This is a genomic window from Pandoraea iniqua, from assembly GCF_902459685.1.
Lineage (GTDB): Bacteria > Pseudomonadota > Gammaproteobacteria > Burkholderiales > Burkholderiaceae > Pandoraea > Pandoraea iniqua.
This window is the reverse complement of record NZ_CABPSF010000003.1, coordinates 602,608-626,814: the sequence shown is the minus strand read 5'-3', so window position 1 is coordinate 626,814 and position 24,207 is coordinate 602,608. Positions and strand designations below refer to the sequence as shown.

At 64.8% G+C, this 24,207-nt stretch carries 20 protein-coding genes; 14 read left to right on the top strand and 6 right to left on the bottom strand.

Features of this window, described 5'->3' with window-relative positions:
• Positions 1-2 precede the first annotated feature (2 nt).
• Genes PIN31009_RS13785 through PIN31009_RS13770 form a run of 4 tightly spaced genes read right to left on the bottom strand, consistent with a single transcriptional unit; the run spans position 3 to position 6,779 of the window.
• Positions 3-665, bottom strand: coding sequence for a TetR/AcrR family transcriptional regulator (locus tag PIN31009_RS13785; protein WP_150790627.1), 663 nt, complete (start codon positions 663-665; stop codon positions 3-5).
• Complete coding sequence (locus tag PIN31009_RS13780; protein WP_150790626.1) at positions 662-2,260, bottom strand: efflux transporter outer membrane subunit; 1,599 nt, start codon at positions 2,258-2,260, stop codon at positions 662-664. The genes PIN31009_RS13785 and PIN31009_RS13780 overlap by 4 nt, the downstream gene beginning before the upstream one ends.
• Positions 2,257-5,490 (bottom strand): efflux RND transporter permease subunit, encoded by a 3,234-nt coding sequence (locus tag PIN31009_RS13775; RefSeq protein WP_246185665.1) that lies wholly within the window; start codon positions 5,488-5,490, stop codon positions 2,257-2,259. Before PIN31009_RS13775 ends, PIN31009_RS13780 begins: the two co-directional genes overlap by 4 nt.
• The gene (locus tag PIN31009_RS13770; protein WP_150790625.1) at positions 5,487-6,779 is read right to left on the bottom strand and encodes an efflux RND transporter periplasmic adaptor subunit; all 1,293 of its coding nucleotides are present in this window, start codon (positions 6,777-6,779) and stop codon (positions 5,487-5,489) included. The genes PIN31009_RS13775 and PIN31009_RS13770 overlap by 4 nt, the downstream gene beginning before the upstream one ends.
• Positions 6,780-7,442: 663 nt before the next feature.
• On the opposite strand from PIN31009_RS13770, the gene phbB reads away from it, so the two are divergent.
• Both phbB and PIN31009_RS13760 read left to right on the top strand, forming a co-directional pair.
• Complete coding sequence (gene phbB, locus PIN31009_RS13765; protein ID WP_150790624.1) at positions 7,443-8,186, top strand: acetoacetyl-CoA reductase; 744 nt, start codon at positions 7,443-7,445, stop codon at positions 8,184-8,186.
• A 54-nt stretch (positions 8,187-8,240) separates the two neighbouring features.
• On the top strand, positions 8,241-8,828 hold the full coding sequence (locus PIN31009_RS13760) for a phasin family protein (protein WP_150685164.1): 588 nt from the start codon (positions 8,241-8,243) through the stop codon (positions 8,826-8,828).
• A 179-nt stretch (positions 8,829-9,007) separates the two neighbouring features.
• Here the strand turns inward: PIN31009_RS13760 and PIN31009_RS13755 are convergent, their stop codons facing one another.
• The gene (locus PIN31009_RS13755; RefSeq protein WP_150790623.1) at positions 9,008-9,724 is read right to left on the bottom strand and encodes a phosphatase PAP2 family protein; all 717 of its coding nucleotides are present in this window, start codon (positions 9,722-9,724) and stop codon (positions 9,008-9,010) included.
• A gap of 339 nt (positions 9,725-10,063) precedes the next feature.
• Here PIN31009_RS13755 and PIN31009_RS13750 point away from each other — a divergent pair, with 339 nt between their 5' ends.
• The 8 genes from PIN31009_RS13750 (at position 10,064) to tam (ending at position 17,640) form a co-directional block, all read left to right on the top strand.
• Entirely contained in the window at positions 10,064-11,242 is a 1,179-nt protein-coding gene (locus tag PIN31009_RS13750) for an acyltransferase family protein (protein WP_150790622.1), read from the top strand.
• 116 nt (positions 11,243-11,358) lie between these two features.
• The gene (locus PIN31009_RS13745; protein ID WP_150685680.1) at positions 11,359-12,351 is read left to right on the top strand and encodes a sensor domain-containing diguanylate cyclase; all 993 of its coding nucleotides are present in this window, start codon (positions 11,359-11,361) and stop codon (positions 12,349-12,351) included.
• A gap of 222 nt (positions 12,352-12,573) precedes the next feature.
• Complete coding sequence (locus tag PIN31009_RS13740) at positions 12,574-13,503, top strand: M23 family metallopeptidase (protein WP_150790621.1); 930 nt, start codon at positions 12,574-12,576, stop codon at positions 13,501-13,503.
• A 264-nt stretch (positions 13,504-13,767) separates the two neighbouring features.
• The gene (locus PIN31009_RS13735) at positions 13,768-14,688 is read left to right on the top strand and encodes a metallophosphoesterase family protein (protein ID WP_150790620.1); all 921 of its coding nucleotides are present in this window, start codon (positions 13,768-13,770) and stop codon (positions 14,686-14,688) included.
• A 32-nt stretch (positions 14,689-14,720) separates the two neighbouring features.
• Complete coding sequence (locus tag PIN31009_RS13730; protein WP_217426796.1) at positions 14,721-15,092, top strand: cupredoxin domain-containing protein; 372 nt, start codon at positions 14,721-14,723, stop codon at positions 15,090-15,092.
• A 198-nt stretch (positions 15,093-15,290) separates the two neighbouring features.
• Complete coding sequence (locus tag PIN31009_RS13725; RefSeq protein ID WP_174997213.1) at positions 15,291-15,944, top strand: RNA polymerase sigma factor; 654 nt, start codon at positions 15,291-15,293, stop codon at positions 15,942-15,944.
• Positions 15,931-16,782: an anti-sigma factor family protein gene (locus PIN31009_RS13720; protein ID WP_246185664.1), complete on the top strand. Its 852-nt coding sequence runs from the start codon at positions 15,931-15,933 to the stop codon at positions 16,780-16,782. The genes PIN31009_RS13725 and PIN31009_RS13720 overlap by 14 nt, the downstream gene beginning before the upstream one ends.
• A gap of 42 nt (positions 16,783-16,824) precedes the next feature.
• On the top strand, positions 16,825-17,640 hold the full coding sequence (tam, locus tag PIN31009_RS13715; RefSeq protein ID WP_150790619.1) for a trans-aconitate 2-methyltransferase: 816 nt from the start codon (positions 16,825-16,827) through the stop codon (positions 17,638-17,640).
• Here tam and PIN31009_RS13710 read toward each other — a convergent pair.
• Positions 17,571-18,902: a chloride channel protein gene (locus tag PIN31009_RS13710; protein ID WP_150790893.1), complete on the bottom strand. Its 1,332-nt coding sequence runs from the start codon at positions 18,900-18,902 to the stop codon at positions 17,571-17,573. The two genes, tam and PIN31009_RS13710, sit on opposite strands and share 70 nt — an antisense overlap.
• A 563-nt stretch (positions 18,903-19,465) precedes the next feature.
• Between PIN31009_RS13710 and PIN31009_RS13705 the strand changes: the two genes are divergently transcribed.
• From PIN31009_RS13705 to PIN31009_RS13690, 4 genes are all read left to right on the top strand, one after another.
• On the top strand, positions 19,466-19,993 hold the full coding sequence (locus tag PIN31009_RS13705) for a Csu type fimbrial protein (protein WP_150685170.1): 528 nt from the start codon (positions 19,466-19,468) through the stop codon (positions 19,991-19,993).
• Positions 19,994-20,006: 13 nt separating this feature from the next.
• Positions 20,007-20,750 (top strand): fimbrial biogenesis chaperone, encoded by a 744-nt coding sequence (locus PIN31009_RS13700; protein WP_246185663.1) that lies wholly within the window; start codon positions 20,007-20,009, stop codon positions 20,748-20,750.
• A 145-nt stretch (positions 20,751-20,895) separates the two neighbouring features.
• Positions 20,896-23,232, top strand: a complete 2,337-nt coding sequence (locus tag PIN31009_RS13695) for a fimbria/pilus outer membrane usher protein (protein ID WP_174997155.1) — start codon at positions 20,896-20,898, stop codon at positions 23,230-23,232.
• A complete protein-coding gene (locus PIN31009_RS13690) occupies positions 23,229-24,197 on the top strand; it encodes a Csu type fimbrial protein (RefSeq protein ID WP_150790617.1) in 969 nt (322 codons plus the stop codon). The genes PIN31009_RS13695 and PIN31009_RS13690 overlap by 4 nt, the downstream gene beginning before the upstream one ends.
• The last annotated feature ends 10 nt before the right edge of the window (positions 24,198-24,207 follow it).

The following is a 24,207-nucleotide window of genomic DNA, read 5'->3' as shown; positions in this document are numbered from 1 at the left end:
GATCACGCCTTAGACGGCGTGGCAGCATTCGGCGTCGCGAAAAACAGCATTTCCACCTGATTGATCAGCGCCGGGCCGAACGCCTCGCCGCCCACTTGTGGCGCGATCAGTTGCATCAGCACGGGCGAGCCGGGTGGCGGGTGCAGCGCGTGCACCAGCAGGCAGAAGTACATCGCCGGATGCTCGGCGCGCACCACCCCGGCTTCCATGCCCTGCACGATCAGCGGCTCCATACAGTCGTAGACCGGCATCACCAACTGGCGGTGCAGTGTCGCGCCGCGCTCGCCGGTTTCCGCCGCGTGCTGGGCAATGAACTGCTTGTGTTCGGGGTGACTGACCGCGTGCGCGGCAACGATGGCGATCGCTTCTTTCAGCCGGTCGGTAACCGGACGCGAAATGTCGAGCGACAGCGCGCGCATCTGTTCGGCCGGCTCGGTGAGCGCCGCTTCGAGCGTGTCGACGCACGCGCGCCACAACTGTTCCTTCGAACCGAAATGCACGCGCACGAGGCTGGCGTCGACCTTCGCCGCCCGGGCAATCCCGCGCAGGTTCGCGCCGTCGTAGCCAAGCTGCGCGAAAGCCTCGATGGCAGCGGCAAGCAGCGCCGCGCGGCCATCGGGCAGGTGTTTGGGGCGTCGGCCCCGCGTTATGGGTGTGGCAGTCATCGTCTCGCAACGTCTTGCGACGTGCGTGCCTGTCCCTCGGCTTCTCCCACCGCGCCAGCCTTCGCCCCGTTCACCGGTGCCGGTGAGGTCGAGGTTTTGGCAGCGTCGGCCGTTGGCTCGGGCGGCACGCCCATCGCATAAAACAGGAGCGCAGTATCCGACAAACGCGCGCCGGTTGCACGCACTGTCGTCATATAGGCGTTCCAGTACTGCTGCTCCCGGCCCCGCGCCGCCGATGTCGGCAGGGCGCCCAGCCTCACGCGCGCGGCCGTGTCGCGGTACACCTGCTCGGCCGCGGCGCTCGCGTTATCCGCATGCAGCAGCGATGTGTTGTCCGCGTCGAGCGAGGCAAGCGTGTCGGCCACGTTCTTGAACGCGGTGAGCACCGTCTGCTTGTATTGATCGACGGCCGCCTCATACGTGGCCTGTGCCGCGCGACGCTGAGCGAGCAGGGCGCCGCCGTGGAAAATCGGCTGCGAGATCGACGCGGCAATGCTCCACAGCGACCCGGCGTTCGACATCACCGTCGGCCAGTTGAAGCCGCCTTTGCCCATCGATGCCGTCAGCGACAGGCTCGGGAACATCTGCGCCGTCGCGACGCCAACTTCTGCCGACGCCGCTTTCAACGCCATTTCCGCCGCCTGAATGTCGGGGCGCGTTTGCAGCAATGTCGACGGCACAGCGACCGGCACCGATTGCGGTACGCGCAGTTCGCCCAACGGCAAGTCATCGGGTGCCTGATCGGGCGTGCGGCCCAGCAACACGGCCAGCGCGTGACGGGTGGACTGCCACTGCGCACGCAAACCCGGCAGCGACGCCGCGAGCGACTCGGCGTTCTGGGCGGACGACAACGCGTCCGAACGCGACACGGCACCGAGGACTTCGCGGCGTGCCATCTCGTTGGCATCGGCCTGCGCCAGATCGACCAGCCGCTCCGTAGCCTTGACCTGCGCACCGAGCACCGACGCGCTGATGGTCCCGGCGACGATATTGGCCGCCAAAGCCTGCCGCGACGCTTCGAGCTGGAATGCCTGCTGGTCGACTTGTGCCGCCAGCGACGCATTGGCAAAGCGCGACGCGCCGAAGAAGTCGAACGTGTAGCGGGCCTGAATCTGACCCACGAACATGTTGTACAGCGCCGTGGGCGGCCCGAAGGTCGGGATGCCGAGATTGCGCTCGCGCGCCGCCTCGCCGCCGATGTCGATCGACGGGAACAGCGATGAGCCGATCTGCGCCTTCAACTGTTCACGTGCGGCTTGCAACGCATGATCGGCCGCCGACAGATTCGGGCTGTTGCGCAAGCCTTCTTCCACCAGCGCGTTGAGCTTGTCCGAGCGATAGGCTTGCCACCACGCTTTGACGGGCGCCGCCCCAACGTCGAACTGCTGCGACGTGCCCTGTGCCGTTACCGTGCGCTCAGGCAAGGTGTTGGTACCGTACTGCGCAGGCGAGGGCATGACGGGCGGCTTGTCGCTTGGCGCGAACGAGCAGGCACCGAGCCACAGCGGGAGCAGGGCGGCGAGGGGGGCATATCGGCGCAATGCAGGGCGCGATACCGAGTGCAATGTGGATCGCAAAGTGAATCGCGGGGTCATGAGCGGTCTCCTTGCGGAATGCCGTTGTCGTGCGCACTGGCGGGCGGATTGCCCGGGCCATTCGAACCCGTCGGGGCATGCGAGGCACGCTCGTCATGCCGCACGCGGAACGCCGTGGCATACAACGCCGGCAGGAAAAACACGGTCAACACGGTGGCGCTGGTAATGCCGCCCATCAGTGCGGTCGCCATCGGGCCGAAGAAGTTGCTGCGCAACAGTGGGATGAGGGCGAGCACCGCCGCCGCGGCAGTCAGCGTGATCGGCCGGAAGCGTCGTACCGTCGCGCTGACGATGGCGTCAAAGCGCGGATGGCCGGCGGCCACGTCCTGCTCGATCTGATCGACCAGAATCACCGAGTTGCGCATGATGATGCCGAACATGGCAATCACGCCGAGCATGGCCACAAATCCAAATGGCTTGCCGAACAACAGCAGCGTAGCGACCACGCCGATCATGCCGAGCGGTGCGGTGAGCACCACCAGCATGGTGCGCGCGAAGCTCTGAAGCTGAATCATCAGCAGCGTGAGCACGACAATGATCATGATCGGCATTTGCGCCATGATCGACGACTGCCCCTTGCCCGACTCTTCCACCGAACCGCCGATTTCGATGCGATAGCCCACCGGCAGCGCCTTGCGAATATCGCCAAGCTTCTTGTAGACCGCTTCGGTCACATCGATCCCTTGCTTGCCGGCGCGCACGTCCGAGCGCACGGTGATCGTCGGTTGACGGTCGCGCTCCCAGATCACGCCGTATTCCAGATCGTTGACCACGTGGCCGAGCGTCGCCAGCGGCACTGGGCCGTTCGGCGTCGGCATCGCCATCGTGGCGAGCTTGGCCGGGTCCATGCGTTCGTTCTTCGGTGCCCGCAGCGTGATCGCGATCAGCTTGTCGCGCTCGCGGTACTGGCTCATGTCGTAGCCGGTGAGCGTCATGGCGATGAAGTTGGCGATGTCCGACGAACTCACGCCGAGCGCGCGCGCCTTCTGCTGATCGACTTCGAAGCGTACCGAGCGTTGCGACGGCTCGTCCCAGTCGAACTGCACATCGACGGTATCGCCGTTGGCGCGCATCACGTCGGCCACCTGCTCGGAGATCTTGCGCACGGTGCCGATGTCGTCGCCGCTCACGCGGAACTGCACCGGAAAGCCGACCGGCGGCCCGTTTTCCAGACGCGAGAGGCGAGTGCGCACGCCCGGCATGGCTTCCCGCAACTTCGGTTCGAGCCATTGGGCCAAGGCCTCTCGGTCTTCCACCGACTTGGCCGTGACCACCAGTTGCGCGAAGTTAGGCGTAGGTAGTTGCTGATCGAGCGGCAGGTAGAAGCGCGGTGCGCCGGTGCCGACAAAGCTGACCGTATGGTCGATTTCCTTGCGGCCTTCGAGCAGCTTTTCGAGGCGCTCGGTTTCGCGCAGCGTGGCCTGATACGACGCGCCTTCCTGCAAGCGCAGGTCGACCATCAACTCGGGCCGGTCCGAACTCGGGAAGAACTGCTGCGGAATCAGCGAGAAGCCCGCCATCGCGATCAGGAACAGCACGACGGTAATCACCAGCACGACGATTTTTCGCTCGATACACCACGTGAGCCAGCCGCGCAGGCGGTTGTAGAACTTGGTGTCATACACCTCGTGCTCGTGATCGTCGCCGTGATGCGCCTCACGCTTGCGCTCGGGCAGCAGCTTGTAGCCGAGCAGCGGAATCAGCACCACGGCCGCGAGCCACGACGCCAGCAGGGCAATGGCCGAGACCTCGAAGATCGAGCGCGTGTACTCGCCGGTGCTCGACTTCGCCAGCGCGATCGGCAGGAAGCCCGCCACCGTCACCAGCGTGCCGGTCAGCATCGGGAACGCGGTGCTGGTGTAGGCAAACGCAGCGGCGCGTTTGCGATTCCAGCCCTGCGAGAGCTTCACGGCCATCATTTCGACGGCAATGATGGCGTCGTCGACCAGCAGACCCAGCGCCAGAATCAGCGTGCCGAGCGACACCTTGTGCAGGCCGATGTCGAAGATGTACATGAACAGCGACGTGACGGCGAGCACGACCGGAATCGAAATCACCACCACCATGCCGGTGCGGAATCCCAGCGACAGCAGACTGACGACCAGCACGATGGCCACGGCTTCGGCCACGGCTTCGAGGAAGTCGTCGACGGAGTGCGACACCGATTGCGACATGCTCGCCACTTCGGTGAGCTTGAGCCCGGCGGGCAGCTGCGCCCGCAGATCGGTCATGGTGCTGGCCAGCGCCTTGCCAAGGTGGACGACGTCCTGCCCCTTCTGCATGGTGATGCCGATGCCGAGCACGGGCTTGCCGGCGAAGCGCATTTCCGTGACCGGCGGGTCGACATAACCGCGCTTGATCGTGGCAATGTCGCCAAGCCGGAACGTGCGGTTGTTCACGCGGATCAGCGTGTCGGCTAGCTCCTGCACGTTGCGGAACTGGCCGCTCGGGCGCACGACGACGCGATCGTTGGGGGCTTCGATGGTGCCCGCAGGCGACACGGCGTTCTGGCCGTTGACCGCTTCGGCAATCTGGTTCGGCGAGATACCGAGACGCGTGAGCTGAGTGTTGCTGATTTCGACATAAATGCGCTGGTCCTGATCACCGAAGTAATCGACCTTGGCAACACCGGGCACGCGCAGCAGCACGGTGCGCAGCGCGTCGGCGTAGTCGCGCAACTGGGCGGGGCCGAAGCCGTCGCCTTCGAGTGTGAAGATGTGCGTGTAGACGTCGCCGAACTCGTCGTTGAAGAACGGCCCTTGCACGCCGGGCGGCAGCGTGTAGGCAATGTCGCCGACCTTCTTGCGAACCTGATACCACTCCTCCGGCACTTCACTGGCGGGTGCCGAATCCTTCATCGAGAAGAACAGCAACGACTCGCCCGGGCGCGAATAGCTGCGCTGGAAGTCGATGGACGGCATCTCCTGCAACTTGCGCGCGATGCGGTCGGTGACCTGTTCCTGCACCTGCTTGGCGGTCGCGCCCGGCCAGAACGTGCGGATCACCATCACACGGAAGGTGAATGGCGGGTCTTCGGACTGCGCGAGACGCGAGTACGCAAGAATGCCGAAGATCGTCGCCATCGCGATGAGAAACACCACGAGCGCGCGGTGACGCAGCGCCCATGCCGAAAGGTTGAAACTCCCTTCTTCGTGGCGGTAGTCGTGCGGCTCGGCGGGTGCGGTGTCTGGTGTCTGGGGCACGGGCGGCTTCCCGTCCTGCGCGCTCATGACGCGAAGTCCTCAGGGTGCAGCGGTGCCACCACGCGAACCTTTTCGCCCGCGGTCACGGTATGCACCCCTTGCCAGACGATGCGCTCGCCCGGCTGGATGCCACCGGCCACCGTCACGGTGCGTTCGCCGTAGCGGGCGACCTTCACGCGACGCAGTACCAGCGTGTCGTCCTGCTTGACCACCCAGACGGCGGGCTGATTGCCATCGTGGAAGAGGGCCGTGGACGGCAGCGTGATCGCCGGGCCCGCGGGGATGGCGGTATTGGCGGCATTGGCGGAAGTGTCATGCGCAGCAGCCGTGGTGGCGTCGGTGCCACCGGCCGCAGCGGCACCACTGGCCGTGGACGGCGAGGCAGCCGCCGGTGCAGACGCCGACGTTGCCGCGGCGGCCGGGGCCGGAGCGCTACCCGGCAGTGGCTGGGCAAACGCGACATTCGCCGTCATGCCGAGCTTCACATCGGGGCCGGGGGAGAGCAGCGAGAGTTTGGCGCGATACGTGCGGCTTTGCGGGTCGGCCGCCGGCGCGACTTCACGCACGCGGGCCTGCCACGTCTTGCCCGGCATGGCCGGCAGCGAGACGGTCGCCATCTGGCCGATGCGGAACGCACCGAGCGCGACTTCGGGCACGTCGGCAATCACGTCGACATCGCCCGTCCATGCGAGTTGATACACCGGTTGGCCGGCGCTGACGTTCTGTCCAGTATCGGCCTGCTCGGCGGTAATCACGCCATCGCGATCGGCCTTGAGGTTGCCGTAGCTCAATTGGTCACCGGCCAACGCGGCCTGCTGGGTCGCCTGATTGCGCTGCGCGAGCGCACTCGCGTAAGCGTTTTCAGACTGTTCCAGTTGCGCGGGTGCGATCAGGTTTTCTTTCGCCTGCGCCCGGTCACGGGTGACGGTCTGCGTCGCGAAGTCGAGCTGATGCTGGGCGGCGTCGAGCTGGGCGCGCGCACTGGCGGCGTTCTTCGACAGATCCGCGGGGTCGAGACGCGCGACGACCTGACCGGCCTTCACCGCATCGCCGAGCCGTACCGAGCGGTCAATAATCTTGCCTGCGACGCGAAACGACAGCGGCGTGGCGTAACGGGCTTCGATCTGGGCGGGGAGCGAGGCGATTGGCGTCTGCTCGGCGGTTTTCGCCGCCATCGCGACCACCGGGCGCGGCGGTGGCTCGGGCGGCGCCTTGCGCGAGCAGGCGGCCAGCGCGGCGACGGCGATGGCCGTGGTGGTGAGCGCCAGGGCGAACCGGCGGCGACGAGAAGCGTTGGCAGGCAGAGAAGGCAACATGCGCACGTAACTCACAAGGTGTCACAAGGTGAGGAATCCGGGGGAATCTCGCGTGAATTCAGGCAGGCCATCAGACCGCCCGACCGGCGCCGCCCGTGGCTGACACGGGCAAATCACCTGCCAAATCAGCAAGATCCAAATTAAATCTACGGGCGATGATATATGGATTGCGAGCGGCCTGCAACGGGCGTCGATGCCCCCTGTGACTATCGATAGGGAGCGCCCATTGGGAATGTTGACCGGGGCCGGTGAAAGGGCTACGCGCGAATTATTTTGGAGTACGATCACTCGTACGATCACCAAAGTGCGGCCACTCATCGTACGCAGGAAATCCGATGAAGGCGAGCCGCCGCGAGGCCCTGAGCGGGCCCCCGATTGGAGACAAATTGTCGCAATCGAGGAACGTTGTCACACACGATGAGTCGCACTCGAGCCAGTTGCAACGACTGGCGACGTCACGAGATGCGGCGGTCCGGCGAATCACAAAGACCGGCACGCCGAGAAGTCGGCAATACCGCTTGATCGTCATTTTTCGCGGGTTTGCGCGAGGTCAAGCACGGGGCACGCCGAGGCGTCGAACGCGCCAGCGGGCCGGCTTTTCCCGGCTATGCTGAATGTATCCGAAGTTTAACGATCCACGACGTTAACCAGAGACGGATAGCTATGACAACACGAATTGCATTGGTGACAGGCGGCATGGGCGGATTGGGTGAAGCGATCAGCCTGCGTTTGGCAGACGCCGGATATCGTGTGGCGGTCACCTGTTCTCCCCATAATCACGATTGCGAGGGCTGGGTTTCCCGGATGCGGGAGATCGGGCGGAATTTCGAAGCCTATCGCGTCGATGTTGCCGATTACGCGTCGTGCGAGGCCTGCGTGAAAGCGGTGGAATCCGACACCGGCCCGGTCGACATTCTCATCAACAATGCAGGCATCACGCGCGACAGCACGATGCGCAAGATGTCGCCCGAAGACTGGCAGTCGGTATTACGCACCGATCTGGACAGCGTATTCAACATGACGCGCCCGCTCTTCAGCGGCATGGTCGCGCGCGGCTGGGGCCGCATCGTCAATATTTCATCGGTCAACGGCAGCCGCGGCGCCTTCGGTCAGGCGAACTATGCCGCCGCCAAGGCGGGCATGCACGGTTTTACCAAATCGCTGGCGCTCGAAGTCGCGAAGTCCGGCGTGACGGTCAACACGGTCTCGCCCGGTTATCTCGCCACGAAGATGGTCACGGCCGTGCCGCAAGACGTGCTCGACGCGCGCATCCTGCCGCAGATTCCGGTGGGCCGGCTCGGGCGTCCCGATGAAGTGGCGGCGCTGGTCGCGTTTCTCGTGTCTGACGACGCGGGTTTTATCACTGGCAGCAATCTGGCAATCAACGGCGGTATGCACATGGAGTGAGTCGCGCACGCGCCGCGCTCACGTTCACAGTGGTTTCTATTCAGGAGAGTCAAGATGTCCAAGGAAACAAACCCGGCATTGGCATTGGTCAAACTCGGCACGGCAAACACGTTGGGGGCTTACGGCATCATGCTGGAAGCCGCACAGCGCATGCACCAATTGCAGGCACAGCGCGATACCGAGTTGCTCAAGACACATGCCGAAGCCGCCAAGACGCTCGGCGGTGCACAGGATTTCAACACGTTGATGACCGCGCAGCTGCAACTGCTCAACGGCCAGCTCGCGCAACAAAACGAGTTCTGGCGTGAATGGCTGGCGGTGTGTGCCAACAATCAGTTGCTGTGGGCCGAGCATTGCCGTACCGCGGGCGAGGAGTTGCAGCATGGCATGGCCGGCGCGATGACGCTGCCCGATCTGATCGGCGCAGGGACCGCCGCCGGCGAAGCGGCTAAGGCAGTTGAGGCGCCGCTACAGAAGTGGTTCCAGGCGTTCAACGAGGCCACGCAGGGCACCATGGATGCGTGGCGCCGCATGTCGACGGAAGCCGCACAGGCGACCGAGGCGGCGGTGTCGAGCCAGTCGCCGCTCAATGGGCGCGTACCGCCCAAGCGCGGCGGACACGCGCACCGTTCGAGCACGTAAGTTCCGGGCGCATCGCCAAGATCGCACCCCGGTGGTCAGGACTCGGCGACGCGCTCGCCGCTGTCCTGCGCCAGTAGCCACACCCACCACACCTGCCACACCCGCCATGCCTGCCGCCACGCGCGGTCCACGGCCATGGCGAACGCCTTTCCGACGAGCAATGCAAGGCCGCGAGTGCGTTAGCGTGCGGCCGCAGGCGCCACAGGGGGCGAGGTTTTCCCCGGCGTGGTGGATGCCGGAATCGATGGCGCGGACGACGGCGTCACCGGCGGCACGACCGGTTTGCGTGCGTGCCAACTGGCCCGGCGGAACGGGTGATCGCGCCCCGAGAGGTTGAGTGCGATGTGCGTAATCCAGCGCTGTGTCGGCACGCGCTCGCCATGCAGCCACATCACGAGCACGAAGAGGCTCGCGGCCATCGGCAACGTCTTGAGATTGGGCGCGTCGTCGTGGCGAGTCAGCCATGCAAACGCAGCGCAGACGATAAAGCCCACGACACAGCCCGCCACCGCTTCCGAAACCGAGTGTGCAGAGAGCGCCACCCGCGACACGCCGACGGCGACACTCCCGGCCGTCGCGAACGCCATGCCGAGCACGCGCCAAGGCCATGCGAGCCGGCGCAACAGCAGCCACGCGATCACGGGATAAACGGTGGCCGCCAGCATCGTGTGGCCGCTCACGCCGGTGAAATCGAGCTCGCGCACACCGAGCCCCCAGCCGAGAAACATGACCTTCGACGCGGCCACGACGAGTGCGCCCGTACCGAACAGCGCGACCCAGATGAATGCGGTACGCCACGCGCGCGCCGCGAGCAGCCAGACGGTGAGAGCCGCCGCCGCAGGCACGGTCACTGCGGCACTACCGAAATTGGTGATGGTGATCCAGAAGTTCAACATGACGACCAAAAAGCAGCCCGGAAGCAGGGGGCTTCGGGCAAAAACATTATCTTACGCGTGACGCTGCGCTCGGATCAAAATGCTGCCCGTCAAGGCAGCTTGCTTCGCGTCCGACTCGTCTCGCATCAATTCGTTCGAACGCCGGCGGGGAATCGTGGCATCGCCCCCTTCGGACGCCGCGAACCCATCGAACCCATCGGACTCCGGCAGGTTGCGAATGTTACGACGATCGCCGGCGAGGTCATGGCAACCTCATGGATCTGGCGGGTGTCAGCACGCAAGCGGTCATAGTACGATGCCCGCTGATGTGGCCCCCGACGCATCGAATCAGGAGACTTCATGGTGTTCAACGAAGCGAGCAAGACGGCACTTCCGCCGTCCTCGCGACCTTTGCCGCAGCGCCATCGCAACGATGACATCGACCTGTTGCGCGGCCTGTCCATTCTCTTCGTCGTCGTGCATCACCTCGCGCTGCGATTTCGCCTGCCGCTCGGCCCGAGTCTCTTGGGCGACGTATTGCCCAAGCGTGTCATCGACGGTCTGAGCTTCAACGGCTACGAAGCCGTGTTCGTGTTCTTCGTGATTTCCGGCTTCGTGATCACGCGGCGTTCGCTGGAGCGCTACGGCTCGCTCGACGCTTTTCGCTGGCGCAATTTCTACGCGTTGCGCGCGGTGCGTATTTTTCCGCTGCTCCTGTTGCTGTTGGCCGTCCTTGCCGTGATGCATTGGCTCGCGGTCCCCGGCTTCGTCATCAACAAGCCCGGTCAGACGCTGGGCGGCGCGCTGGCCTCGGCGCTCACCATGACGCTGAACTGGTACGAAGGGCGCACCAACTGGCTGCCCGGCGCATGGGACGTGCTGTGGTCGCTGTCGATCGAAGAGTGTTTCTATCTGGCCTTCCCGCTGTTTTGTCTCGTGGTTCGCGGGCGGTGGCGCGTGATGGCCTTGGTCGTACTCGCGCTGTCGCTGCCGTGGACGCGTGCGGCGTTGCAAGGCAACGAAATCTGGCAGGAGAAGGCGTACCTGCCGGGCATGGCGGCGATCGCATGGGGTGTGTTGACGGCATTGCTGATGCAGCGCGTGACGCTGCCACGCGTGTTGGCGCGCGTCGTGGGCGCGCTGGCTGTGGCGGGCTTGCTCGCGGTCGTGTTCTACGGTGACGTGCTCGGGCCGCTGCTGCACGACCACATCATGCTGCTGCTCTGCGCGAGCGCCGCGTGCTGGCTTGCCGCCGCACACGGCTCAACGCGCGCCATGCCGCGCGGGCTCGGCTGGCTCACGGTAATGGGGCGATGGAGTTATGAAATCTATCTGAGCCACATGTTCGTGGTGCTCGCTGTCACGCCGGCGTATCTCGCGCTGATGGGTGGCGACATGCGCTGGACGTTCCTCGTCTACGTGCCCGTGGTGGTCATTTGCACCGGCCTCGGGGCGTGGCTGCACCGTTACGTGAGTGGTCCCGCGGCGCGGCGTATTCTCGGTCGCGGGCCGTCGCAGATTGCCTCCGGAACGGCGTAAACCTTCGTAATATCTCGATCTCTCTTGATTGGGTAACGACGCGGCCCGATGGTACATTCGTGGTTTCCGTACTTTGATGAACAGGACGCGTAGTGAGCCAGACCGTCGCGAATGTGATGCCCGAGAGTGCCACCCTGCTTGAGATCGTGCGTGCGCAGACCGAGATCGCCAAGCTGGGCCTCGATCTTGGTGGTGTGATGTCGTTTGTTGCCGAGCGCGTGCAGGACTTGACGCAGGCCAACGGTGCCGTGGTCGAGTTAGCCGAAGGCGACGACATGGTGTACCGCGCCGCCTCGGGCGTGGCCTCGGACCTGCTTGGCATGCGGTTGTCGCGCGATGGCTCGCTCTCCGGTCAGTGCGTGAAGACCGGCAGCATTTTGCGCTGTGACGATTCGGAGACGGACCCGCGTGTCGATCGCGAGGCCTGCCGCCGTGTCGGCTTGCGTTCGATGATCGTCACGCCGCTGCGGCACCTCGACACCACCGTGGGCGTATTGAAGGTATTCGCGCCCACGCCGAGCGCCTTTCCCGATGCCGACGTGCGAACGCTCGAACTCATGAGCGAGCTCATCGCGGCCGCCATGTTCCATGCGGCGCGTTACGAGACGAGTCAGCTCTATCTGCAAGCCACGCACGACGCGCTCACCGGCCTGCCCAACCGTGCGCTGTTCTACGATCGCTTGCGTCAGGCAATTCATCTGGCCATGCGCTCGTCGCAGCGGCTCGGTATTTTCAATATCGACATGGACGGCCTCAAGCCGATCAACGACCGGTATGGCCATCGCGCAGGCGACGCGGCCATTCGCACGGCCGCCGAGCGCATGCATGCGGCGGCGCGCCGGTCCGATACGGTGGCCCGTGTCGGTGGCGACGAGTTCGGCATGATCCTGCCGGGGCTGCATTCACGTGAAGATGCCGAAGCGCACCGTCAGCGTCTGATGCAGCAGGTCGGTGCGCCGTTCGAATTCGAAGGCAATGCGCTCGAGTTGGGCGTGAGTGTCGGCATCGCGATCCTGCCCGACGACGGCACCGAAATGACCGCCCTGATGGACCGCGCCGATGAGGCGATGTACGCCGTCAAACGAACGCGCACCACGACGCGCGGCTAATCTTCGGCCGACTTGTCGTCGATCTGCCGTCGGTCTGTCACTGGTCTGTCGCGGATCGGTCTTCCCCCCCCCCCGGCACTCGCGTCAGGTCACCCATCGCGCGCGAATTGTCCCAAATACCACTGAACGGCACGCAACCTGCGTGCCGTTTGCGTCTTTTCCCATCATTCTCCGTCGACAGCCCTCGTAGACTGCGTTGCTACTGTTCTCAGACCGCATGCTATGGATTTCGGACTGTTTGGCCGTTTGACCGTGGGCGCTGGCCTGTTCGCGACGCTTGCTTTACCGGGTGTTGTGCTGGCCGACGTCGGCGACATTCCCGCGATGCCTTGGCATCAGCGGCTGACGGCGCACACCACACCGATGCCGCACGCGGTCGCTGCTGTGCGTGCGCAGCTGCCGCTGTGCCACAAGGCGATGTCCATGTTTTTCGGACCGCAGGGGAGCGGGGTGAGCCATCAATTGGTTTCGGCGACATCCGTGCATGCGGCCACGGCGTTGCACAAGGGGCATGCGCATGCCACTTCGGCGGGCAGGGAATTCACCATGCCGGTGTCGTACGTGCGCGTCTCGTCGGCCTTCGGCTACCGGCGGCATCCGGTGCGTGGCGTCTGGCACGGTCACACGGGCGTCGATCTGGTTGCGCCGACCGGCACACAGGTGAAGGCGGCGGCGCAGGGCGTGGTCAAGTTCATCGGCTTCGAGCGCCGGGGGTATGGCCGCTATGTCGTCATCAATCATCGTTACAACAGCGAGACCATCTACGGCCATTTGTCGTCGACATCGCGCAATCTGCGCGTGGGCATGAAGGTGAGTGCAGGGCAGGTGATCGGGGCGGTCGGCAGCACGGGCATGGCGACCGGGCCGCATCTGCACTTTGAACTTCGCCGCCATGGCCGTTCCGTCGACCCGATGCCGTTGTTGCGCGAGGCGGTGGCCGACGAGCAGGACCACATGCCGCTGCGGCCGAGCGAGGCGTGTCTGACGGTGGCGTTTCCGCAGACGCTGGTGCCGAATGGCAAGCGTGGCGCTATGGTGTCGCCCGCAACGCCGGCGTCACCCGTGCGTCCTGAGTACCCCGGACGCCCGCACGGCGGGGCTCGATTCTTCGAAGAAGGATTTTCGGGAATAAATCGACGCGTCAACCCGTAATACAGGTGCCGGCACTTGCGAATGTCAGTCATCGTGACTGACGCGCCCCGGCCAGTATTGCGAGGGAGGTGCGTCATGAGCGGTCGAACGACGGACGAAGCAAATCAAGGGGCCGGTAGTTCCGGTAGTCCCGATAGTTCCGGTGGTCACGGTAATGCCGGTGATTCGGGAAGCGCCGGGACGGCGGACACGACGGAGGTCTCCCGCGCCGAGTTGGCGGCCGCCGGGCGTGGGCAGCCGACCGCGCCATCGGCGTCGCCGGGCATGTCCCGTCGCCGTGCCATGGCCTGCCTTGCGTGGGCCGGTGCGGGCATTCTGTGGACGCTCGACGGCGGCGTGCCACGCGGCGTCTCGTTCGGGACGCAGGCACTCGCGGCGACCGGTGCCCCTGCGGGCAACGCGCTGTCCTTCGTGCAGATCAGCGACAGCCATATCGGCTTCAACAAGGCTCCCAACCCCGACCCCGCGTCGACCCTCAAGTCGGCGATCGAGCGCATTCGCAGCGCGCCGCAACGACCGGCCTTCATGCTGCATACCGGCGACGTCAGCCATCTCTCTCGCCCCGCCGAGTTCGACACCGCACAGCAAATCGTGACCGGCGCAGGCCTAGAGACGCATTACGTGCCCGGCGAGCACGATGTCATCGGCGACGACGGCCGTGCGTTCTTCTCGCGCTTCTCCCCCGATACAAAGGGCCTCGGCTGGTACAGCTTCGATCAGAACGGCGTGCATTTCGTCGCCCTCGTGAACGTGCTCAACCTGAAAGCGGGGGGCATGGGGTATCTCGGCGACACCCAGTTGGCGTGGCTCGCTAACGATCTCAAGGGCCGCTCGCACAGCACACCACTTGTCGTGTTCACCCATATGCCGTTGTGGACGGTCTATCCCGCGTGGGGCTGGGGCACCGACGACGGCGATCGCGCGCTGGCACTGCTGCGGCCATTCGGCTCGGTGACCGTGCTCAACGGGCATATCCATCAGGTGTTGCAGAAGGTGGAAGGCAACGTGCGCTTGCAGACCGCCATGTCGACCGCGTTCCCGCAGCCGGCCCCGGGCGATGGCCCCGGCCCGGGTCCCAAGCAGGTCGACCCTTCGCAGTTGCGCCAGACCCTCGGTATCCGGCGCGTGGACTTCACCGCGCTCGACGGCACGCCGTTGCTCGCCGACACGACCTTGGCGTCGTGACGCTGTCCACTCACAGAACAAGGAGAGCCATCATGCGTTCGCCATCCCATGCTATGCGCCGCTTTTGTGCGGGCTTCGTCACCGTTTGTGCCGCCGTCGCCTTGCCGGCAAGTCCCGCGATGTCGGCGGGCGCCACCACGGCGGTGTCCGATCCCAACACGGTGCGCATCGACAACTTCACGTTTGCGCCTGCCACGCTGACCGTCCCCGTGGGCACCAAGATCACTTGGGTCAATCGCGACAACGAGCCGCACACGGTCACCAGTCAGGCCAATCCGCGCGAATTCGCGTCGGCTGCGCTCGACACCGGCGACACGTTCGTGCGCACGTTCGACAAGCCGGGAACGTACGCGTACTACTGCGCGATCCATCCGCATATGACCGGCGTGATCATCGTGAAATGAGCGCTCGGCGCGCTGCGCGATCGGTGAAGCGCAGATGTGTTTCAATGGACGCCATGGATGCCATCTACCCGATGCGTCCTTTGCCAAAGCGGCTAACCCGGACACGCCGGTCATAGGGATCATGACGCACGTGCCCGACTTCGGGAGACCCCGGTGAGCGATGCCCCGAACACCGATCTGCCAGACCCGTCAGACGCGCTGAATCCGCCGGACAGGCACGACGCCAGTCTCGCGGGCCGCTTCGAAGCGCTGGCGTTGCCGCATCTCGATGCGGCATACAACCTTGCCCGTTGGCTATCAGGCAGTGCGAGCGACGCGGACGACATCGTGCAGGAGGCGTATCTGCGCGCGTTGCGGTTCTTCGACGGCTTTCGGGGGGAGAACGCCCGCGCGTGGTTGCTGGCGATCGTGCGTAACACTTGGCTCACCGAGTGGCGGCGCCGCTCCGATGCGGCGGACGGCACGCCGTTCGACGAGACGCTGCACGGCCTGCATGGCGATACCCGGTTGCCGGGATGGGACGATGCCAGCGGCACCGACCCGGAGTTGATGGCGGTGCGGCGAGACGATTGTGCGATGGTGCGCGACGCACTGGCGGCGCTGCCGGTCGTGTTTCGTGAGGTACTCGTGCTGCGCGAGATGGAGGATCTGAGCTACCGGGAGATCGAAACCATCCTCGGCGTGCCGGCCGGCACTGTGATGTCGCGGCTCGCGCGTGGCAGGCACATGCTCGCCGCTGCCGTGCGCGCAAAGCAAGACGCCGGACGCGCCGCGGCGTCCCCCTCGACGGCACAAGTCACACGTCTGCCCTTGGGCGGCAATCCACGCGGAGGACGCGATGAACAAGCCTGACGATCCTACCCATCCGAACGATCCTACGGGCCCGGCCGAGCCGACGGGCACGCAATCCACACAGACCACACTTGGCAACGTGCTGCGCGACGGTTCGCTGCGGCATGCCGCGCCGTCATCGCTGCGTGCGCGAATTCAATCGGATCTGGCGCATGCTGAACAACGCGCCGACGCACGTGTGTCGCCGCCTCAATCGCCGAAGGCCCAGCCAGCACCCTCATCGCCTTCACCACCGTCGTCGCAGACACCTGCGAAGCCTAAGCGCACGCAAGACAGCTCCGATGCAGGGTGGGGCTTTCGACTCGCACCATGGTTCTTTGGTGGTGCCGGCGGGGCGATTCTCGGTGGTATGGCCGTGGCGATGGCGTTGCTCGTCGCGCGTCCACCGGCGCCGCCGGAACCGGCAAGCGTGCAGACCGCCTCGGGCCTGCAACCGCAGGAGATTGTCGCGAGCCATGTGCGCGCGCTGCTTTCGCAGCATCCGATCGATGTGATCTCGACCGACCAGCACACCGTCAAACCGTGGTTTAACGGCCGCCTCGATTACGCACCGCCCGTGGCCGATCTTGCGGCGAAGGGGTTCCCGCTGGCGGGCGGACGGCTCGACTACGTGGGCGGGCGCACGGTGGCCGTGCTCGTGTATCACACCGACAAGCATCCGATCGACCTCTACGTTTTCCCGGCGCGGGACAAGACCGCCACTGCGCCGAGCCTGACCGGTGCCGACGGCTACACCATCGCGCGCTGGCGTCGTGACGGCATGACGTACTGGGCGATCACCGACGCCGAGGCATCTCACCTGCGTGTGTTTGTGGAGGCATTGCAGGCGGCAAACTGATATCGTGACGACCTGTTCTCTGTGTCTCTGATGGAGTGAGTCATGACGCAAGTCTCGTCGTCCAGCAACGCGCCGGAATCCGCCAAACCCGTGAATCCGGCGTGGCAAGCCTCGCAGTATGTGAAGTTCGAAGACGAGCGCACGCGCCCCGTGCGCGACCTCGTCGCCGCGATTCCGAATGCGCAAGCCGGCAAGGTGGCCGACATCGGCTGCGGCCCGGGCAATTCGACCGAAGTGCTGGCCGAGCGCTATCCGACGGCCGACGTGCTGGGGCTCGACAGTTCACAAGACATGGTCGACGCCGCGCGCAAACGCTTGCCGCAATTCCGTTTCGACGTGGTGGATATCGCGGGCTGGCAGGATGGCCCGTTCGACGTGATTCTCGCCAATGCCGTGCTGCAATGGCTGCCCGATCACGAGACGCTGTATCCGCACCTGATCGAGCGTCTCGCCACGGGCGGTTCGCTGGCCGTGCAGACCCCCGACAACCTCGATGAGCCGGCGCACCGGCTGATGCGCGAAGTGGCCGCCGATGGTCCGTGGGCAGCAACGTTGAAGGGCGTGGAGCGTACGGCCCGCAATGGGGCGGCGTTCTATTACCCGTTGCTCAAGGCGATGTGCTCGCGGGTGGACGTATGGCGCACCACTTACTACCACCCGCTCGCGGGCGGGGCACCGGCGGTCGTGGAGTGGTTCAAGGGCAGTGCGCTGCGTCCGTTCCTCGCGAAACTCGACGAGGTATCGCGCGAAGCGTTTCTCGCGCGCTACACCGACGAGATTGCGAAGGCTTATCCCGCGCTTGCCGACGGCACGGTGCTGCTGCCGTTCCCGCGGCTCTTCGTGGTGGCCACGCGCTGATCGATCCAGCGGGCCGTGCAAGCGGCCCCGGCCACGGCCAGTAACATCGGCGCGAGAAAGTCCTGATTCACGTGCGTGAATTCGAGGGCGAGCACGACGGCCGTGATCGGCATGCGCATCGAGACGGCGAGAAACGCGGTGGCACCGATCAGGGCCGCCGCACCTAACGGTACGGCCATCACCTCGGGCAGCGCGCCGTTCCACACACCGCACAACACCACGGCGAGCAGTGCGCCATTGGCCAGCCCGGGCGTAAGCAAGCCACCGGCCGCGCCAGCGCGCAGGCTGCTCCACGTAAAGAACACGCGCAGTGCGAGCAAAGCGAACGCGAGCGCAATCGTGAGTTCGCCATTGAACGCCAGACCGGCCGGCCCTTTGCCGTTACCCGGCAACTGCGGATACCACGCAATCACCAATCCCAGCACCATGAAGTTTGCCAGCGCGAATACTGGCAGACGCCAGTCGCGCGGCGCCGTTGCGCGTGCGTTTTCGGTCAGGCGGGCGTAGGCCCATGCGGCGATGCCGACGAGCGGGCCGCAAACCAGCGCCCAGCCAATCAACGGCGCGCTTACGTCGAAGACGGGAATCGTGTATTGCTGCTCGGCGCCCATGCCGATCCATGCGACGGCGGCGGCGATAGCCGACGTAGCGAACGCGGGCAATACCGCGCGCCATGCAAAGGTGCCGAGCAGCACTTCGAGCACGAAGATCGCGCCGCCCAGCGGCACGTTGTACACGGCAGCCAGACCTGCGCCTGCGCCGCAAGCGACCATGAGGCGGCATTGTTCGGGCGTGAGGCCTGCGCGACGCGCCAACTGATCGCCGATGAGCGAACCGAGCTCACGCGGCGCGACTTCCCGCCCGAGCGGTGAGCCCAGCGCGACCGTCACGATTTGCAGCACGGCATGCGCCAGCGTGCTGCCCACGGGCATGGCACGCCCGCGCGACACAGCTTCCTTGATCGAGACGAGTTTGGCGCTGAAGCGATACACCGCAAACCAGCCGAGACCGGCGACGACGCCGCAAAGTGTCAGCACGGCAAAGCGACGCTCGGGCGACGCCTCGCTCACGCCGCTCAAAAAGCTCTGCGCGCCGAACACGGTGTCGGTCGCGTAACCGAACGCGAAGTGTTGAATGACGTGGAGCAGGGCGGCGAGCAGGGTGCCCGCGACGCCCGCACCGATACCGGTCAGCAACGTGACGACGGCGAGCGTGGCGAGTGAGGGGGCGGCGACTCGATGGGGCTCAGTGACCCGATGCATTGCCGGAGACGGCGTATTGGCGGGGGTTTGGGCGACTTGCCTCGAATTCATGATGCTGCGACTTCCACTTGGGGGTGAGGGAATACCCGGAGTTTATGGCGCGGCGCAGCATAAGTGAAATGAATGTTGCGTTGTAATTTATGAATATTTCGTATAGATCGATGGTCAGGGCGCGGGTGAGCAGACGGGAGTGATGATTCGACCAGGACGTCTCGCAGCCGACAAAGTACCCAGAAGCGGAACTTGAAATTTTCCTCCGCGCATAAGGCCATTTGGACTATTAAGTGTCTGCGAATTTAATGTGGGAATAAGAAATTTAGAGCCAGCGTTCCCAACACTTGATTGTTCAATTCAGATTCGCCTGAAGAAGATTCCACTCGCGTCATTCGTGGTGATTTAAATACGTCAAATGAACCAGTGACACAAATTCAGTAGTGCGATGTACACTATGAGTGAAGTATTGCAATAAGCAATATGCAATGTGTGACAAATGGTGTGCGGCAACGGCAGCTGCATTGCCTAGTGCCCGCTAGGTCCTTCCGACGTTTTGCGAGAAACCGACGATGAATAAACCAGCTGCGCGCATTACCCTCCTTGTGGCAAGTCTCTTGCTTGTCCCGCCGCTGCCTGCGCAAGCGGCTGTCTACAACAACGGCACCGGTACCACCACGTTTACCGTCACGCTGGTCATCACGGCGGGCTGCACCGTTGCCGCCACACCGATGAGCTTCGGGACGCTATCCAACCTGAACACCGCACAGACCACGACGTCGACGGTCTCGGTGACCTGCACGAACACCACCCCTTACAACGTCGGCTTGAGCGCAGGCTCCGGCACTGGGTCGACGGTCACCGCACGTGTGCTGACGGGGGCGGCCAGCGGCAACACTTCCACCATCGCGTACGGTCTCTATCAAGACTCGGGGCATGCGACGGTCTGGGGCACGACACAGGGCACCAATACACAGGCAGGTACCGGTAACGGTATTGCGCAAGCATTTACCGTTTATGGCCAGTTGCCGGTGTCGGCAGGCGCGATCCCTCAGCCGGATACGTACACCTCGGTGATCACTGCGACCGTCTACTTCTAGCGGAGGACGGTCGATGACAGGTTTCCGCCTGCGCTGGGGCGCGATGCTCGCCGGCGGGTGTGCCGCCGCGCTCGTCTCGCTGTCCGCGGCCTCTGCCACGCTGCAAATTTCCCCAGTCAATGTCGAGTTTTCGGCCAAGCAGAATGCCATCGGCATGACGCTGAGCAACCCGGGCGAGACGCCTGTGTACGGTCAGGTCCGAATCTACGCATGGACGCAGGAAGACGGGGAAGACAAGCTCGCACCCACCGACGCCATCGCCGCCAGCCCGCCGATTCTGCGCATCGACGGCGGCAGCTCGCAGATCATCCGGCTGGTACGTGTGACGAATGCGCCCCCCCAAGCCGAACAAAACTACCGTCTGCTCGTCGACGAACTCCCTGAGCCCGGACAGCCGGCGCAAAGTGGCATCTCGATCCGCATGCGCTATTCGATCCCCGTGTTCGTGGTCCCGGCGACGGCGCTCCCCAAGCCCGACCTGCGCTTCACGCTCAAACGGGTCGACGGCAAGTGGCAGTTGGAAGCCGAAAACCGCGGCGGCACGCGCGCGCAGATCGGTGCGACCCGGCTCGTCGATGCCGCCGGAAAATCGCATCCTGTGACCGATGGCCTGCTCGGTTATGCGCTTGCGGGGCAGCGGCGCGTGTTCAACGTCACGTGGCCGGTCGACAAAGCGCCGGCACCGCCGCTCGCGATCGACGCCGCGATCAATACGGTTCCCACGCGCTTCGCTGTCCAGATCGATGGCGGTCCGTGAGCGAGCGCGTCTTGACGCGAACGCCCTCACTACGGCTCCAGAACAGGCCCCGGCCCCGGCCCCAGACCCGGCCCATGCACCAGCATCACCCGCAAAGGCTGTCACGTCAGGCCGACTTGCGAAAAGCGGCAGCCGCGCGAGCCTTTTGCGCCGCAAGCGGCAGGCCGCACTGTGGGTCGCGAGCCTGTTCGCCGGTGCGCTGGCCCCTCTGGCGCCGGCCTCGGCGGCCGAAGGCGCGCCCGGCGACTACTATCTCGACGTGTCGGTCAACGGCGCTGCCACCGGCGCCATCGCCCACTTCATCATGCGCGACGGGCGTCTGAGCGCGGCGGCCGACGACTTGCAGTCGCTCGGCATCGACGTCAGCCAGTTGCGCATCTCTGGCGACACGCAGGTGCCGCTCGATACGATTGGCGGTGTGCAGTATCGCTACGACGCATCGCGGCAGAGCATCGACATCGCCGTGCCCGATACGCTGCGTGTGCCGTTCCAGATCGGCCGTGTGACGCCGCGCGCCGCGAATGCGATGACATCGAAAGGCTTCGTGCTGAACTACGATGCGCTGGTCGAGCGCGACCGCCTGACACGCGCGTCCAGTTGGACGGAGTTGCGGTACTTCCATCCGGGCGGCGTATTCAGTCAGACGGGGGTGTTCGACACTTGGCCGCAAAGTCAGACTTATCTGCGCTATGACACGTACTGGCGTCACGACAATCCCATCGAGATGACGACCCTGCAACTCGGCGACACGATCTCCGGCTCGCTCGCATGGTCGCGCTCGGTGCGTCTGGCGGGCGTGCAATGGCGCAAGAACTTCGCCTTGCGGCCCGATCTCGTCACGTTCCCGGTGCCGTCCCTTGGCGGATCGGCCGCAGTGCCGTCGTCCGTCGACGTTTATCTCGACGGCATCCGGCGCTTTGGCGGCAACGTGCCTGCGGGGCCCTTCGTGATTCGCGAAGCGCCGGGGCTGATCGGCAATCTTCAGGCAAGCGTCGTCACGCGCGACGCACTCGGGCGCGAGAGCGTCGTCAATGTGCCGTTGTACATCGATACCCGCATGCTCTCAGCGGGCCTGTCGAGCTACTCGTTCGAAGTGGGTGCCCCGCGTACGGACTACGGCTTTCGCTCATGGGGCTATGAACATCGCGTAGCCGCGTCGGCCGCGTATCGCTACGGCGTGTCGGATCTCCTGACGACGGAATATCACGCGGAAGGCTCGTCCGGGCTCGCGAATGGGGGGGTGGGCGCTTTGGTTTCCCTGTCCGGCTACGGTGTGCTGAGCGGATCGCTGTCGGGATCGACGGGGCGGCGCAACGGTGGCCAGTTCGGTATCGGTTACCAGTATCTGTCGCGTAATTTCTCGTTCGACTCGCTGTTCCAGCGCACCGCCGGCGATTTCCGAGACCTCGCCACACTGGGCGGCTCCGCCGTGCCGACCGCGATGGATCGCGTCACGGTGTCGTCGCCGTTCTGGGAGAACCGAACACTCTCGTTGAGCTACATCGGTATGCGCGGCCCCGATTTCCCGACGTCCCGAGTGATTTCAGCGAACGTCTCGTGGCCCGTGCGCTCGACGGGCTCGCTCAATGTCGGCGCGTATCAGGATATGGCCAATCGCCGCAGCTACGGCGTGTTTGCGATGTTCAGCTTTACCTTGGGCCCGAATACCGTGGGCTCCGTGTCAGTGGCTCGCCAGCAGGGGGCGACGCAGGCGATCGCCGGCGCGACGCATACGCCCGATTACGGCGGCGGGTGGGGATGGAATGTGCTCGGGGGTGTCAACGACAGCGTGCGCATCGGGCAGGCTCAGGCGCAGTATCTGGGCCGCTACGGGCAGGCCTCGGCGCTGGCACAGACCTACGACGGGCACACGCGCGTCGGTGTCGGGCTGACCGGCGCTGTCGTCGCGATGGACGGCGGCGTCTACCCGGCGCGACGCATCTACGACAGCTTTGCGCTGGTCAAGACGGATGCGGATGCCGACGTTCCCGTCTTGCGCGAACAATTGCCGGTCGGGCGAACCAACAGTGGCGGCAGTCTCGTCATTCCCGATCTCAACGGCTATCAGACCAACCGCCTCAGCGTCGATACGACCGACCTGCCGGCCGACATGCGCATCATGCCGACGGCACGCTCGGTGGTCCCCGAGACGGGCGCCGGCCTGCTGGTGTCGTTCCCGGTACATCGCTACCGTGCCGCACTCATCACGTTGGTGCGCCCGGATGGTTCGCCGTTGGCTTTGGGCGCGCGCGTCACGCACCGGGAGACCGGCGCGGAAATGATCGTCGGCTACGACGGTCAGACGTTCATCGACGGCTTGCTGCCAGAGAACACGCTCGTGGTGTCGCAGGATAACGGCGCCTGCGATGTGACGTTCACTTACGATCCGGTCGCACAAGGCGCCATGGCCCGCATCGGACCACTGGTCTGCACCCCCGAGGCCATCGTTGCGCCCCCCACACTGCCGAGGCGAGTCCGATGAAGCGCTTTCTCCTGCTCACGATCCTGATCATGACGGCATGGTTCGCGTCGCCATCCGCGCAGGCGCAGACGTGCTCGTTGGGCGCGCCGAGCGTTGCCTTCACGCCGTTCAGCCCGATCACGGGTGCTGCCGTGTCGACGACTGGCACGGTTCAAGTCACGTGCACGTGGCCACTCCTCAATCTGGTACCGAACGTGAAGATCTGTGTGGACTTCTCGGCGACATCGCCTCGTTCGCTGTCGGCGAGTGGCACGACCGGCACCATTGCGTACGACATGTATACCGACAGCGGCTATGCCACGCCGTGGGGAAACACGCCATCCACCGCCTTATCGACCACCTTCAGCAACTCGATCATCGGCTATACCGGCAGTACCAATATCAACATTTACGCCCGAATCGGGGCGAATCAGACCACCGTGCCGACGACCGGAAATAGCAATACGGTCTACTCAACGACCTATCCCGCAAGCGACGTCAAGTTGTCCTACCAGTTCTACCTGCTGGTCGCCCCAGCGTGTGGCACGACAGGCTTTACCACTGGCACGACAAACCCATTTACCGTCAACGTCACCGTCGTGAACAACTGCACGATCAACGCGACGGGCCTCACATTCGGGCCATCTTCCACACTGCGCAACACGCTGACCGCGCAAGGCTCACTCGCCGTTCAGTGCACCAACAACGACGCGTATCGGATTTTGTTGAACGGCGGCGTTAGCGGACAAGTGGGAGCACGCACCCTGAAAGGCCAGACGCTGGGTGCCACGATTCCGTACCAGCTTTACACGGACAACACCTATGCGACGGCGTGGGGCGATGGCACTGGGGGCACGTCGGCTTACCTTGGCACCGGCACGGGGGCAGTGGCATCGATTCCCATTTACGGCCGAATTCTTGCGCAGCCGTCGACCCCCGCGCCGGATACCTACAAAGACACCATCACGGCAACCATTCAGTTCTGAACGCGCGTAC